12 protein-coding genes are annotated in these 13,180 nt (G+C 75.7%); 5 read left to right on the top strand and 7 right to left on the bottom strand.

The window, feature by feature from the left end; all coding sequences use genetic code 11:
- Nucleotides 1-13 precede the first annotated feature (13 nt).
- The 3 genes from E4U92_RS21545 to E4U92_RS21555 form a co-directional block, all read right to left on the bottom strand.
- Nucleotides 14-1,606 carry a sulfite exporter TauE/SafE family protein gene (locus tag E4U92_RS21545; protein ID WP_137302087.1) on the bottom strand — a complete coding sequence of 531 codons (1,593 nt, stop codon included), beginning with the start codon at nucleotides 1,604-1,606 and terminating at the stop codon, nucleotides 14-16.
- Nucleotides 1,603-3,195 carry a tetratricopeptide repeat protein gene (locus E4U92_RS21550; RefSeq protein ID WP_137302088.1) on the bottom strand — a complete coding sequence of 531 codons (1,593 nt, stop codon included), beginning with the start codon at nucleotides 3,193-3,195 and terminating at the stop codon, nucleotides 1,603-1,605. The genes E4U92_RS21545 and E4U92_RS21550 overlap by 4 nt, the downstream gene beginning before the upstream one ends.
- Nucleotides 3,196-3,418: 223 nt before the next feature.
- Nucleotides 3,419-4,933: a DUF4331 domain-containing protein gene (locus E4U92_RS21555; RefSeq protein WP_137302089.1), complete on the bottom strand. Its 1,515-nt coding sequence runs from the start codon at nucleotides 4,931-4,933 to the stop codon at nucleotides 3,419-3,421.
- A 207-nt stretch (nucleotides 4,934-5,140) separates the two neighbouring features.
- On the opposite strand from E4U92_RS21555, the gene E4U92_RS21560 reads away from it, so the two are divergent.
- From E4U92_RS21560 to E4U92_RS21570, 3 genes are all read left to right on the top strand, one after another.
- Entirely contained in the window at nucleotides 5,141-5,683 is a 543-nt protein-coding gene (locus E4U92_RS21560; RefSeq protein WP_137302090.1) for a sigma-70 family RNA polymerase sigma factor, read from the top strand.
- The gene (locus E4U92_RS21565) at nucleotides 5,680-6,489 is read left to right on the top strand and encodes an anti-sigma factor (protein WP_137302091.1); all 810 of its coding nucleotides are present in this window, start codon (nucleotides 5,680-5,682) and stop codon (nucleotides 6,487-6,489) included. Before E4U92_RS21560 ends, E4U92_RS21565 begins: the two co-directional genes overlap by 4 nt.
- A 126-nt stretch (nucleotides 6,490-6,615) precedes the next feature.
- Nucleotides 6,616-6,891, top strand: coding sequence for a hypothetical protein (locus tag E4U92_RS21570; RefSeq protein ID WP_137302092.1), 276 nt, complete (start codon nucleotides 6,616-6,618; stop codon nucleotides 6,889-6,891).
- Nucleotides 6,892-6,927: 36 nt separating this feature from the next.
- On the opposite strand, the gene E4U92_RS21575 is transcribed toward E4U92_RS21570, so the two are convergent.
- From E4U92_RS21575 to hmgA, 4 genes are all read right to left on the bottom strand, one after another.
- Nucleotides 6,928-8,178, bottom strand: a complete 1,251-nt coding sequence (locus E4U92_RS21575) for a CaiB/BaiF CoA transferase family protein (protein ID WP_241681781.1) — start codon at nucleotides 8,176-8,178, stop codon at nucleotides 6,928-6,930.
- 57 nt (nucleotides 8,179-8,235) lie between these two features.
- A complete protein-coding gene (locus E4U92_RS21580) occupies nucleotides 8,236-9,393 on the bottom strand; it encodes a type ISP restriction/modification enzyme (RefSeq protein ID WP_137302371.1) in 1,158 nt (385 codons plus the stop codon).
- A 104-nt stretch (nucleotides 9,394-9,497) separates the two neighbouring features.
- Nucleotides 9,498-10,244 (bottom strand): GntR family transcriptional regulator, encoded by a 747-nt coding sequence (locus E4U92_RS21585; protein WP_137302093.1) that lies wholly within the window; start codon nucleotides 10,242-10,244, stop codon nucleotides 9,498-9,500.
- 47 nt (nucleotides 10,245-10,291) lie between these two features.
- Entirely contained in the window at nucleotides 10,292-11,653 is a 1,362-nt protein-coding gene (gene hmgA / locus E4U92_RS21590; protein WP_137302094.1) for a homogentisate 1,2-dioxygenase, read from the bottom strand.
- Between the two features lie 176 nt (nucleotides 11,654-11,829).
- Here hmgA and E4U92_RS21595 point away from each other — a divergent pair, with 176 nt between their 5' ends.
- A complete protein-coding gene (locus E4U92_RS21595; RefSeq protein WP_137302095.1) occupies nucleotides 11,830-12,399 on the top strand; it encodes a hypothetical protein in 570 nt (189 codons plus the stop codon).
- The gene (locus E4U92_RS21600) at nucleotides 12,396-13,028 is read left to right on the top strand and encodes a TetR/AcrR family transcriptional regulator (RefSeq protein ID WP_137302096.1); all 633 of its coding nucleotides are present in this window, start codon (nucleotides 12,396-12,398) and stop codon (nucleotides 13,026-13,028) included. The genes E4U92_RS21595 and E4U92_RS21600 overlap by 4 nt, the downstream gene beginning before the upstream one ends.
- Nucleotides 13,029-13,180: the final 152 nt, after the last annotated feature.

Genomic DNA, 13,180 nt, shown 5'->3' on the forward strand with positions numbered 1-13,180 from the left:
TCCCCAAAGTAGCTCAACCGAGGACGGATGCCGCCCCCTTGAGCACCAGTCCGGCCCCGAGGACCACGACCACCAGCGCCGACCACAGCGGTGCGCCGCGGCGTACGGCCCTGACCAGCGGGTGGGCCGTCCGGCGCGGGTGCCGGTCCAGGGTCCGGGTCACGCGCCCGCCGAGGCGGACCACCGCGAAGCCCGCCGCGGTGAGCGTGAGGGCGAGCCCGGCGCCGTACGCCACGACGAGCAGCAGCCCGAACCAGGCGTGCCCGAGCGCCGCCGCGCCCACCAGCACGACGACCGCCGACGGACTGGGCACCAGCCCCCCGGCGAACCCGAGGAGCAGTGTGCCGCGGAGGGTGGGGGCGGTGGGATGGGAGTGGGTGACCCCGCCGTGGGTGTGGGTGTGGGTGTGTCCTCCGCCGTGGTGCGGGTGCGCGGGGCGCGGGCGCGGTGCGGTGGGTGCGCCGGCCAGGGCGAGAGCGCGGGGTGCGGGGGCGGGCGCCGGGGCGTGCTCCGGCTCGGCGTGGGGGTGCGGGTGGTCGTGGGGGTGCGGGTGCGACGGGCCGTGCGCGGCTTTCCGGTTGCGCCAGGCGCGGCGCAGGAGACCGGCGCCGGCCAGGAGGACCAGCGCGCCGCTGGCCAGGCCGAGCCAGGCGATCACCGAGGGGGCCGCGGCCGAGCCCGCGGTGACGAGGAGGCCCAGGGCGACGACGCCGAGGGTGTGGGTCACGGTCACCGAAGCGGCCAGCGGCAGGACGTCCCGGAGGCGGGCCCGGCCGCCGCGAGCCGCGGCCGTGGCGGCCATCAGGGTCTTGCCGTGGCCCGGCGCGAGCGCGTGCAGCGCGCCCAGGCCCACCGCGACGACGAGGGCCAGGGCGGCGAACCCCAGCGTCAGGTCGTGGCGGGCCACGAGACCGTCGAGCGCCCGCGTCCAGCGGTCGGCGCCCCGCGGCAGCACGGAGGCGCCGGGCGCGTCACGCTCCTGTGCCACCAGGGCGGGTCCGCCGGGCCGCACCCGCAGCGCGGCGGTCGCTGTGTCGGCGGGGGAGGACAGCAACTCCTTGGGGTAGCGGGTGAGTTCGCGTGAAGCGGAGGTCGTCGGTACGTCGCTGGCGGTGAGCGTCGTCCGGTCGCCGCGGGCGGTGATCTCCCGCCAGCCGGGCCCGGTGGTGGCGCCCGCGCTGTGGAAGGCGAGGACGACGGGGGCGCCCGCGGGCAGCGGCGCGGTGAGCCGGCACTCCACGCGCAGGGTGGTCAGCCCGGCCTGCCCGGGGCGTACGACGGCACGGGCGCCCGTGGCCGTGAGGCGGACGGCGCGGCCGTCCACGGTGAGGCGGCTGCCGGTGGCGGCCGTGGCGCACCGCCGCGCGGCCCAGGCGCTCGTGCCCAGGCGCCGGATGTCGGGCCGGGCCTGGGTGGCGGGGATCTCGGCGAGGTCCTCGACGTGGTCGACGCGGAGCCTGCCGGGGGCGGCGACCAGGCCGTCGTAGCGGTTGACGGTGAAGTTGCCGAGGGGGTGCGCGCTCGCCGTGGTGGGCGGGACGAGCGCGAGCGCGCACCCGGTCAGGAGGACGGCCGCGGCCGAGGCGAGGAGGCGGCGGGGGTTCACCGGCCGCCCCCCGTCGCCCGGGGCGCCGTACGCGCCGCACGTGCTGTCAGCGCGGTCAGGGTGGAGCGGGCCGTGCGGGCGCCCGGCGGCGAGAAGCCGGGGTTCAGCTTCAGGGCGGCGGTGAGGTGGGTGCGGGCCTCGGCGGTGTGGCCGGTGGCCCGCTCGATCATGCCGAGGTGGTACAGGAAGCCGGCGTTGCGGTAACCGGTGGCGGTCGACTGCCGGGCGTACCCGAGGGCCTCGGCGTCACGGCCGTCGACGTGCAGCGCCCAGGCGAGGGCGTCGGCGGTGTGCACGGTGCGGCGGCGGGCCCACTCGGCGCGGGCGGCGCGCAGCGCGGCCGCCCGGTCGCCGTGGTCGGCGGCGGCCAGGGCGGTGTCCAGGTCGACGTCGACGCCGTTGGCGCGGGCGAGGGCGGTCCAGGCGTCGACCAGCGCGTACTGGTCGCGGGCCCGGGCCGCGTCACCGGCGCCGCCACGGGCCTCGTACAGCTCACCGAGGGCCACCAGCGGGCCGGGCAGCGGGGAGCGGGCGACGACCGCCTCCAGCCCCTTGAGCGCCTCGTCCCGTCGGCCGCTCGCCGCCTGGGCGCGGGCGCGGCCCTCCAGCGCCGGCAGGTAGCCGTCGTCGGCGGCGAGGGCGCGGGCGTAGTGGGCGAGGGCGGTCGGGTAGTCGCCCTGGTTCCAGGCGAGTTGGCCGAGCTGCGTGGCGACGTAGGCGATGTCGCCCGGGCCGGAGGCCGTGTCGAGCGCCCGGGTGAGCACAGCGCGGGCGGTGGCGACGTCCCCGCGCAGCTCGTGCACGTAGGCGTAGCGGGTGAAGACGGGGATGCCGGGACGGCGGGCGTCGGCGATCTGCGCCGCCTTCGACGCCTCGTCGTACCGGCCGAGTTCGACCAGGGCGTCGATGCGGGAGCACAGGGCGCGCTCGTTGTAGGGGTTCTGCCGCAGGGCGCGGTCGGCGTCGGTCAGGGCGCCCCGGAAGTCGTGCCGGGCGGCGGCGAGGGCGGCCAGGCCGGCGAGCGCCTGGTCGTTGTCGGCGCGCAGGGCGAGGGAGGTGTCGAACGCCTTGCGGGCCTGCGGGTACCGGGACGGGTCGCCCTGGGTGCGGGCCTGCTCGACGTAGGCGAGCCCGAGGGTGGCCCAACTGCCGAAGTCCTTCGGCTGGGTGCGCAGGTGGGCCTGGAGCGAGGTGACCCCCGCGTCGAGGTCACCGCCGGCGAGCAGCCCCGGCGACACGGCCGCCGACGTGGTCACGGCCCGGCCCGCGCCGTCCCGCAGGGCCCCGACCGCGACCGCCCCCGCGGTCATCGCCACGGCCAGCAGAGCGGCACAGGCGCCGAGCTGCGCGGCCCGCCACCGCCGCCCGGCGGCCCCGACCCGCCGCACGGCGGCGACCCGTGGATCGCCACCGGGTGCGTCGGGCGCCGGGGTGGCGGCGGTCCCGGCGTGACTCCCCGGCACGGGAGGCGGGTCGGCGTCGGGGCCGGCCCCGGGTGCCGGCACCGTCTCCGCCGCGGCGTCCGCAGCGGCGGACGGGCCCGGTCGTCGCCCGGGGTGCGTGTCGCCGTCGTTCATCTCGGGGGCCATGCCCTCTCCGCCCTCTCCTGGGTCTGCCTGCCTGCCTGCGGTGGTCCGGTGGCGCGGCCCGCGCCGTGGGGGATGACGTCGCGCGGGCCGCGCCGGTCCTGGGCCGGTCCGGCCGTTCCGCCCTGCCGGGCGGCGTCTGGCAGACCGGCCCGGGGCCGGGGAGGTGCAGGAGGCTCCCCGGCCCGGTTCGCGGGGGCCGGTCGGGACCGGCCCGGAGCGGTGTCTAGTAGGCCCGGCTCCGCGTGCGGCGCCACCACAGCAGGCCGCCGCCGACGAGGAGGATGCCCGCCGCGCCGGCGCCGGCGGACGCGGCGATCAGCGGGGTGTCCGAGGTCGAGGAGCCGGTGAGCGCGTCACCGAGCTGGCTGCGCACGGCGGCGTCGGTCTTGGCGGTGGTGCCGCGCGAGCCCTCGGTCGGCAGGGCGACGTAGGGGAAGGACTTCTCGAAGTCCTTGTCGTTCTTGTCGACGGCGTCGCCCAGATCGTTCTTCGAGCCGACCAGTTCGCCCTCGACGACCTGGAGCGAGGCGTCGACCACGTCGTCGGTGAGCCGGCGGCCGTTGGGGAAGCCCGCGTTGTCGCCGTCGAGGACACCGAGCCGCTTGGGGTGCGTGGTCGGCTTGACCGACGTGTTCAGGCGCAGTTCCTCGGCCGGCTTGCCGTACGGCGGCTGGTTGAGGCCCTTGACGCCCTTGAGGAACACGTCGACGAGGTCGTTGCGCGGCTCGGCCGGGGCCTTGATCTTGTAGATCGCCTCGATGAGCTTGGGCAGCTCCGGTTCGGTGACGTTCTTCAGGAACTGTGCGTCCTGCGCGGGCACGGACGCGTTGAACTTGTCCTTGTCCTTCAGCGGGTTGACGACCTCGTTGACCAACGGGTTGCCGAGGCGCGAGACCTGCGAGTAGTACCCCTGCGCGTTCCTGCGCTGGGTCGTGGACCAGATGCCCACCACCGGCTGGTGCGCGGACTCGGTGATCAGGTCCGTCGGCACCTGCAGGGCGATCGAGTTGACGTTGTAGCCCTTGAGGGTGTCGTTGCCGACCTCGGAGAGGTCACCGCCGTACAGCAGGTCGAAGACCCGCAGGTCCAGGAAGAACGGGTCGTCGGCCTGGCCGGCGAAGGACCGGGCGCCGTTGGGGAGGTGGTACACCGCCTGGTCGCGCAGCTTGCGGTAGTCGGGCATGGACGCCTTGCCGACGTTCGACGGCGCGACCGGCACGTCGTCCGCGAGCTTGGTGCGGTGCACCTCCTTGCGGCCCTTCAGCTTGACCAGTTCCAGGTCGTACGTCTGCGTCACGTTGAGGTCGGGGTCGTCCAGGCTCTCGACCGCGCCCGTGTTGTACAGGAACGTCTTCGCGTTCTTCACATGCGTCTTGAACGTGTAGCGGAACAGCAGGTCGCCCTGGGCGTCGCCGTCGTTGTCGACGTGGATGTCGTACTGCGCGTCCTCGGCGAACGGGAAGAAGTTCGGGCCGCCCGCGGGCTCCTCGAACGGGATCCAGTTCGCGACGATCGTCGTGGTGTCCGGGTGGTCCGGGCTGACGAACGCGTAGAGGTCCGTGTTGTCGTACTGCGGGGTCCCCGAGATCAGGGGGGCCTCCCGGTGGCTGGAGGCGGCCGCCTCCCCGGGGGCCAGCGTGGCCACGCCGGCGGCGGCGAGCGTCCCGGCGGTCAGCGCCCCGCAGATGAGGGTCGCGACGCTGCCGCGTCCCGCGCCGCTCCTGGATATAGGTGTCATGGCGTCCGTCCTCGATCCCGACTTGCCTGTCTGACCGGGCATTCGGAGAGGCCGCGGGACCGGATTGGTCGGCGGGGAAATTTTTTCCCGGCCGCCTCCGACCCGCTTTTCGGGGCCGCCGATCCGTAACACCGTCCGGAGGTGTGTGCGTTGCGAATGCCTGGTGTGACGGGACGGGCCGGATGCGGCCGCGGAGAGGGGGACCGCATGGAGGCGGACGAGCTCCTGGTGCTCGTGGCGGGAGGTGACCAGGCGGCGTTCGAGCGGCTCTACGCACTGGTGTCGGGGCCGGTGTTCGGCCTCGTGCGCCGGATGGTGCGCGACCCGGCACAGTCGGAGGAGGTGGCCCAGGAGGTGCTGCTGGAGTGCTGGCGCACCGCCGGCCGCTACGACCCGGGCCGCGGCAGCGCCCTGTCCTGGGTCCTCACCCTCGCCCACCGCCGCGCCGTCGACCGGGTGCGCAGCGCCCGCGCGGCCGGCGAACGCGAGCAGCGCGAGGCCCAGCGGGCCCACCACCCCGCCTTCGACCACGTCACCGAGGAGGTCGAGGCGGGCCTGGAACGGGAGTGGGTGCGCCGCTGCCTGGACCGGCTGACCGCCCTGCAACGGCAGTCCGTCACCCTCGCCTACTACGACGGCTACACGTACCGTGAGGTCGCCGAGCGGCTCTCGCTGCCGCTGGGCACCGTCAAGACGCGGATGCGCGACGGACTCACGCGGCTGCGCAACTGCCTGGGAGGTGCCGCATGAGCCTGCTCGACCGGCTGCGCCGCGAGGACCTGCACTCGCTGGCCGCGCCCTACGCGCTGGACGCCCTCGGACCCGACGAGCGGCGCCGCTTCGAGCGGCACCTGAGGACCTGCGAGCGGTGCGCCGCCGAGGTGCGGGCGCTGGCCGAGGACGCCGTCCGGCTCGCCTGGTCCACGGCCGCGCCGCCGCCCGCCGCGCTGCGCGACCGGGTGCTCGCCGCCGTGCGGGTCACCCCGCAGGAGCCCGCCGCGCCGGTGCGCGAGCACGCGCCCCGGCTGCCGCCGCACGTCTGGGGGAGCCAGCCGCCGCCGCGCGCCCGCACGGCCCGGCCACGACCGCTGTTCGTGCCGTTCGCCACGGCCACCGCCGCCGCGGCCCTCGTCGTCGCCTCGCTCTTCGCCGTGCAGGCGGGCCGCACCCAGGACGACCTGGACGCGGCGCAGGCCCGGGCACGTGAGATCGCCCACGTTCTGGCCGCCCCGGACGCCCGGGCGACCGCCGGCCGGGACGCGCAGGGCCGTGGCATCGGCGTGGTCGCCTCCGCGTCGGAGGGACAGGCGGTCGTCACGCTGAGCGGATACGGCACCCCGCCGGGCGGCAAGGTCCACCAGCTCTGGCTACTGCGTCCCGCCGGGCCACCGCGCTCCCTGGGCCTGTTCGAGGGCGACACGCCCTTGGTCGCCACGGGTCTGGACACGTCGGCCACCTCACTCGCTGTGACCGTCGAACCCGACGGCGGGTCACCACAGCCCACCAGCCAGCCAGTTGTCCAACTCGCCCTGGATTCGGTCGGATTCGGAGAGTGACCGGAAAGGAGTCGTCAACCCCCTTGTGGGGAAGGTGAATCCTGTGACCGTGATACACGCGTGCCCCGAGGGAGCGATAGGGTTAACCTGCCCGGGCCGGGTGGACTCGTACGGGTGGGGAGTGACATGGAACAGATAACGATGCACAGCAGGGCGCGGGTCCCTGCGATCACCTGCGGGAGCAGCGCGACCAGCTCGCGGCTCGACCGCCACCTCTCGGTGCTGGCGGGTCCCGCCATACCGCAGCGGGAGACGGTCGAGGCGACGTCACTGATGCGGGAGCTGACCGCCCGCGACCGGCCGCACCAGCGCAGCGACCGGGGCAGGAGGGTGAGCCGCGTCTCGCTGTTCGCCCCGCTGCGCCGACTGCGCCGCTCGCTGTTCGGCGGCCACCGGCACTGACGGGCCGCGCCCGGCGGCCACGCCCCCGGTCCGCGCTCAGGCCGCCACGCCGTCCCGGCGCAGTGCTGCGATCTCGTCGTCCGTCATCCCCACGGCGCGCAGCACCGCTCCGGTGTGCTCCCCGAGCGCGGGCACGTCACCCATCCGTGCCTGCCCACCCGGCAAGGTGATCGGTGGCAGGAGTGCCCGCAACGGCCCGGCCGGCGTCCCCACCTGCCGCCACCGCTGACGGGCCGCGAGCTGCGGGTGCTCCGCCACCTCGTGCAGGTCCCGCAGGCGTGCGCACGCGATGCCCGCGGCCTCGAGGCGTGCCAGCGCCTCGTCGGTGCCGAGCGCGCCGAGCGCCCGGCCCACCAGGGCGTCGGTGCGCTCCCGGTGGACCACCCGGGCGGCGTTCGTCGCGAAGGCCGGGTCCGTCCCCGACTCCGGCCGGCCCAGCACCTGTTCCGCCAGCCGCCGCCACTCCCGGTCGTTCTGCACCGCCAGCAGCACCCGCCCGCCGTCCGCGGTGGGGTACGCGTCGTAGGGCGCGATCACCGCGTGCGCGAGCCCGGTGCGCGCCGGGGCGGCGCCGCCGTGCATCGTGTGGTGCAGGGGGTGCCCCATCCACTCGGTGAGCGCGTCCAGCATCGACACCTCCACCGGGCCGCCCCGCCCGGTCACCCCGCGCCGCACCAGCGCCGCCAGCACCCCCGAGAAGGCGTACATGGCCGCCGCGATGTCCGCCGCCGGGATGCCCGCCTTCACCGGCAGCTCCGGGGTCCCGGTCACCGACACCAGCCCCGCCTCGCACTGCACGAGCATGTCGTACGCCCGCTTGTGCGCGTACGGTCCCGACGGGCCGTAGCCCGAGATGTCGACGGCGACCAGCCGCGGGTGGGCCGCGCACAGGGTGGCCGCGTCCAGGCCGAGCCGGGCCGCCGCCCCCTGGGCGAGGTTCTGCACGAACACGTCGGCGTCCGCGACGAGGCGCCGGACGACGGCGAGGCCGCGCGGGTCCTTCAGGTCCAGCGCGACGGACTCCTTGCCGCGGTTGCACCACACGAAGTGCGAGGCCAGGCCGCCGGCGGCGGTGTCGTAGCCGCGCGCGAAGTCACCGCCGTCGATCCGCTCCACCTTGACCACCCGTGCGCCGAGGTCGGCGAGCTGCCGGGTGGCGAACGGCGCCGCCACCGCCTGCTCGACGGCCACGACGGTGACGCCCTCCAGGGGCAGCGGCTCCGGGGCGGGGCCCGCCCCGGCGGGGTCGTGGGCGCGCGGTCCGGCGGCGGTGGTGTCGGTGTCCATGGGGTGGATCATGGCCGTCGGCGGGGCGTTTGTCAGCAGCGTGCCGCCCGGCCCCCCTCACAGCAGGGTGAACTGGCCCGCCGGGCCTTCCTCCTGGTGGTCCAGGACCGACGCCGGGCGGTGGGCCCGCTCCGGGACGGGCAGGACGCCCGCCGCCGTCAGCTCCGCCGCCGTGACCGGGTCGGTCACCTCGATCTCCGCCAGCCGTGGGCGCAGTTCCGCCAGCAGGGCCAGGACCGTGATCAGCTCCAGCAGTTCCGACGTCCAGTGCTGCGGCCAGGCCGCCGGCCGGAGCGCCGCCAGGGTGCCCGCGGGCGCCGGTGCCGTCCGGGCCGCCAGCCACTGCTCCAGGACCCGGACCCCGCCCGTCTCGTGGTCCCACGCCTCGGGCGGCACCGGGGAGATGCGGCCCTCGTCCAGGTACAGGGCCTCCTCCTCGCGGTCGTAGCGCACGGTCACCGGGCGCGGCGGGAGCGGGGCGCGGACATAGGGGCGGCGGCCGCCCGGCAGCCGGGGGCGGTCGCCGTCGCGGCGCAGCAGCCACAGGACCCGGTGGCCGAGTGCGACGCCCGCGGTCCACACCTCGGGGTCGGCGGTGAGCGGCACGCGGCGGGGCGAGCCGGGGCCGGGCCGGGCCGTCGCGAGGATCCAGGCGGGCACGTCCGCCGGGCCGGGGCGCCGGCCGAGGCGTGCGGCGAGGTGGTCCAGCAGGCCGGGCGCCAGGTTGGGCTCCGCGCCGCCCGGCCGCCGGTACAGCGGGTGCACCCGGCCGGGCCGCAGCAACGGCAGGTGCGAGGTGGCGTGCACCCCGTCGCCGTGCTCCACGAGGAACACCTGCCGGTCGTCGGCCACCCGCCACAACTCCGGCCTGGCGGTGTCGATCAGCCGGTGGTCGGGGATCAGCCACTGCTCGTCGAAGGGGGCGAGGAGTACCCGCACCGGCTCCGGGCACGGGCCCGTGGCCCGCGCGAGGGGCTCGGTGCCGGTGGACCGGCCCGGAAGCTGCCCGACCGCCGAGTGGAGCGTGCGGGAGCGGGTCGGCTCGAACAGCGCCTCGCGGTCGGGTCCGTCGGCCTTCAGCAGGGCGTCCCAACGGGCTTTCAGGGACGCCGTGTCGGGGGCCGCCGGCCAGCCCCGGCCCAGCCGCGGCGGTGCGACGGACCACGGCATGAGGTCCGCGAGCAGCGGAGCGTCGTCGTGCGTCACGCACCGCATCGTACGGCAGGGGGCCCGGCCCCCGGCGGGGCGCGGGAGCAGCCCGCGGCCGGCCCCGGCGGTCCGCCGCCGGGGCGGGAGGACGCCCGGCGTGACCGCCCGGATCACGCGTCCAGCGTCACCGTGAACGAGAACCGGTCCCCCCGGTAGTGGATGACGACGACGTCCAGCACCCGGCCGTCCCCGTCGTACGTCACGCCCGTGTAGTGCAGGATCGGGCTGAGCAGCGGCACCGCGAGCAGCCGGGCCGTCTCCGGGTCGGCGAGCCGGGCCTCGACCGTGTCCGTGATCCGGCCGATGTCCGCCCCGACGACGTCCCGCAGCACCTTGGTCATCGGCCAGCGCAGCAGGTCCTGCGGGTCGATGCGGCCGGCGAGTTCGGGACGCACCCAGTTGCGGGCGTGGTTGGTCGGCTCGCCGGTCTTCTCGTCGCCGCGCAGCCGGTGGTACGTCGCCGTCTCGGCCAGGTCCGGGTAGTACTCGGCGATCTCGGGCGGCAGGGGGGCGTTGCCGTGGCCCAGCAGGGTCGTGACCATGCCGGACTGCTGGGCCACGATCGCGTCGACCGAGCCGAGGAGGCGGACCGGGGCGCCGCGCCGCGCGTCCGGCTCGATGAACGTGCCACGCCGGCGGTGCCGGGAGATCAGCCCCTCGTCCTCCAGCTCCTTCAGCGCCTGGCGCATGGTCAGCACGCTCACCCCGTAGTGCTCCGCCAACTGCTCCTCGGTGGGCAGCCGCAGTGGGTCCTGGGCCGACCGCCCGAGTATCGAGGCGCGCAGCGACTGCGACACCTGGTACCAGAGCGGCAGCTTGCGGTTCAGGACGATCGAGTCCGGGGCGAAGGAGGTCACGGGCCATCCGTACCGGGAGCGGATCTCCGGCGCAACCGGCCGGGACGCTACGCTTCCGGGCGGAAGTGCCGCTCCAGGCCCCGCCAGACGTCGTCGTAGCGCGGCTGGAGGTGGTCGGCGCCGGCCGCCTGCCCGGTGAGCGTGACCGGCCAGCGCGTCTCGAACATGAACGCCAGCCCGTCGTCGACCTTCTGCGGCCGCAGCTCCGCCGCGCTCGCCCGGTCGAACGTCTCCCGGTCCGGGCCGTGCGCCGACATCATGTTGTGCAGCGAGCCGCCGCCGGGCACGAACCCGCCCTTCCCGGCGGTCTTCGCGTCGTAGGCGCCCTCGACCAGCCCCATGTACTCGCTCATCACGTTGCGGTGGAAGTACGGCGGCCGGAAGGTGTCCTCGCCCACCAGCCAGCGCGGCGCGAACACCACGAAGTCGACGCCGGCCAGGCCCGGGGTGTCCGACGGCGAGGTCAGCACGGTGAAGATCGACGGGTCCGGGTGGTCGTAGGAGATCGTGCCGATGACGTTGAAGCGGCGCAGGTCGTACACGTACGGCACCAGGTTGCCGTGCCAGGCCACGACGTCCAGCGGCGAGTGGTCGTAGGTGGCCGTCCAGAGGTTGCCGCAGAACTTGTTGACCACCTCCACCGGCCCCTCGACGTCCTCGTACGCGGCGACCGGCGCCCGGAAGTCCCGGGGGTTGGCGAGGCCGTTGGCGCCGATCGGGCCGAGGTCGGGCAGGCGGAACGGGGCGCCGTAGTTCTCGCAGACGTAGCCGCGGGCCGTCGCGTCCAGCAGCTCCACCCGGAAGCGGACCCCGCGCGGGACCAGCGCCACGTCGCCCGGCTCGGCGTGCAGCAGGCCGAACTCGGTGCGCAGCAGCAGTCCGCCGTGCTCCGGGACGATCAGCAGCTCGCCGTCGGCGTCGCTGAAGACGCGCTCCATCGAGGTGTCGGCGTGGTAGAGGTGCACGGCCATGCCGGTGCGCTGGGTGGCGTCGCCGTTGCCGCCGAGGGTCCACAGCCCGGCCAGGAAGTCGGTGCCCCGCGGCGGTTCGGGCAGCGGGTCCCAGCGCAGCCGGTTGGGGTCGGGCACCGTCTCGGTGAACGGCGCCGTGCGCAGTGCGCCGTTGCCGGTGCGGGTGAACGCCGGGTGCGCGGCGGAGGGGCGGACGCGGTACAGCCAGGAGCGGCGGTTGTGCGCCCGCGGCTCGGTGAACGCCGTGCCGCTGAGCTGCTCCGCGTACAGCCCGAGCGGGGCGCGCTGCGGCGAGTTGCGGCCCTCGGGCAGGGCGCCGGGCACCGCCTCGGAGGAGTGCTCGTTGCCGAAGCCGGACAGGTACGTCAGCCCCTCGGCGGCCTTGCGCGCGTCCTCGCGCTCCGGCCCGCCCGCGCGGGGGGTGCCCCCATCGCTCATCGTCGCTCGCTCCCTTGCGATCCGATTCCTGTGCCACACCATAGGATTGCGATTTCCGTCGCGCAAGGGCCGCACACGGGCTCCGGCCCTCCTCCTCTGGGAGGACGATCACCGGCCGCCGAGAACCCGACTTCAGGCGGATCCGGGCTGTCGGACCCGTGTTCTAGGCTCCCGCCATGTCGTGGACGCGCGCCCTCCCCGCCGCGCTCGCGGTCTGTGTCCTGCTCCTGACCGGATCCACGGGCTGCGACTCCGGTGGGGACCGGCACACCAACCAGCAGCAGGGCCGGCAGGAGAGCCCGGGGAGCCGGGGGACCGGGGAGTCCACCGCCCCCGTCGGCAAGGTCCTGCAGGACACCGACGAGGACGGCCGGCACTACCGCCAGGTCGAGGGCGCCCGGGCGCCCGAGGTCGGCATCGAGGTGCAGCCGGACACCGACGGCAGCTGGGACGTCCGGCTCACCCTGCGCCACTTCCGCCTCTCCCCGCAGGGCGCCCCCGCGCGGGCCGTCGCCGGCCGCGGCTTCGCCCGCCTCTACGTGGACCACGCCCCGGTCGCCGACCTGCGCGCCCGCGCCCACCGCATCCCGGCCGGCTACCTCCCGCACGGCATCCACCACGTCACGGCACGCCTGTACGCCGACGACGGCACGGTGTGGGCGGTGGACGGCAAGCCGGTGGAGAGGACGGCGGACATCACCGCGTCCGGGGAGGGTTCACCGGGGTCCGGCGGACCGGCATCATGAACGCCGTGCCCCCAGCCCCCCTGCGTCGCGCGCCCATGCAGCGACGCAGCGCCGAACGCCTGACCCGGATCCTGGACGCCTGCGCCGCCTTGCTCGACGAGGTCGGCTACGACGACCTGAGCACCCGTGCCGTGGCCCAGCGCGCCGGCGTCCCGATCGGTTCGGTCTACCGCTTCTTCGGCAACAAGCGGCAGATGGCCGACGCGCTGGCCCAGCGCAACCTGGAGCGCTGGTCGGAGCGGGTCACCGAACGGCTGACGGCGTCGGGCGGCGCCGACTGGCGGGCGGCGATGGACGCGGTGCTCGACGAGTACCTCGCGATGAAACGCACCGCGCCCGGCTTCTCCCTGGTCGACTTCGGCAACCAGATCCCGGTCGGCTCCCGCCAGGCCGAGCCCAACACCCGGGTCGCCGACCGGCTCGCCGCCCTGCTCTCCGGCTACCTCGACCGTGCCGTCGACGAGGACCTGCGCCGCACCTTCCTGGTCGCCGTGGAGACCGCCGACACCCTCATCCACCTGGCCTTCCGCAGGGACCCGGAGGGCGACGAGAAGATCATCGCGGAGATGCGGGCGCTGCTGCGGGCGTACCTGGAGCGCGCGCTGGGGGGACCGCGGGCGGCGGGCTGACCCGGACGCAGGGCTCGCGCAGGCCCGCCGTCGGGGGGACTGTCGCCCATGCATACCGGTCGGTATGCTCGCGCCAGGCGCCGGCGCCGGTCCCCGCCGCCGCGGGCGTCCGGCCGTGCCCGCCATGACCGCCGTGCCCGCCGCAACCGCCG

The organism is Streptomyces galbus, assembly GCF_005280195.1.
Lineage (GTDB): Bacteria > Actinomycetota > Actinomycetes > Streptomycetales > Streptomycetaceae > Streptomyces > Streptomyces galbus.

Coding starts and splice junctions, on each gene's coding strand:
- E4U92_RS21600 (WP_137302096.1), top strand. CDS start 12,396: ATGAACGCCGTGCCCCCAGCCCCCCTGCGTCGCGCGCCCATGCAGCGA.
- E4U92_RS21550 (WP_137302088.1), bottom strand. CDS start 3,195: ATGGCCCCCGAGATGAACGACGGCGACACGCACCCCGGGCGACGACCG.
- E4U92_RS21570 (WP_137302092.1), top strand. CDS start 6,616: ATGGAACAGATAACGATGCACAGCAGGGCGCGGGTCCCTGCGATCACC.
- E4U92_RS21565 (WP_137302091.1), top strand. CDS start 5,680: ATGAGCCTGCTCGACCGGCTGCGCCGCGAGGACCTGCACTCGCTGGCC.
- E4U92_RS21575 (WP_241681781.1), bottom strand. CDS start 8,178: ATGGACACCGACACCACCGCCGCCGGACCGCGCGCCCACGACCCCGCC.
- hmgA (WP_137302094.1), bottom strand. CDS start 11,653: ATGAGCGATGGGGGCACCCCCCGCGCGGGCGGGCCGGAGCGCGAGGAC.
- E4U92_RS21580 (WP_137302371.1), bottom strand. CDS start 9,393: ATGCGGTGCGTGACGCACGACGACGCTCCGCTGCTCGCGGACCTCATG.
- E4U92_RS21555 (WP_137302089.1), bottom strand. CDS start 4,933: ATGACACCTATATCCAGGAGCGGCGCGGGACGCGGCAGCGTCGCGACC.
- E4U92_RS21560 (WP_137302090.1), top strand. CDS start 5,141: ATGGAGGCGGACGAGCTCCTGGTGCTCGTGGCGGGAGGTGACCAGGCG.
- E4U92_RS21595 (WP_137302095.1), top strand. CDS start 11,830: ATGTCGTGGACGCGCGCCCTCCCCGCCGCGCTCGCGGTCTGTGTCCTG.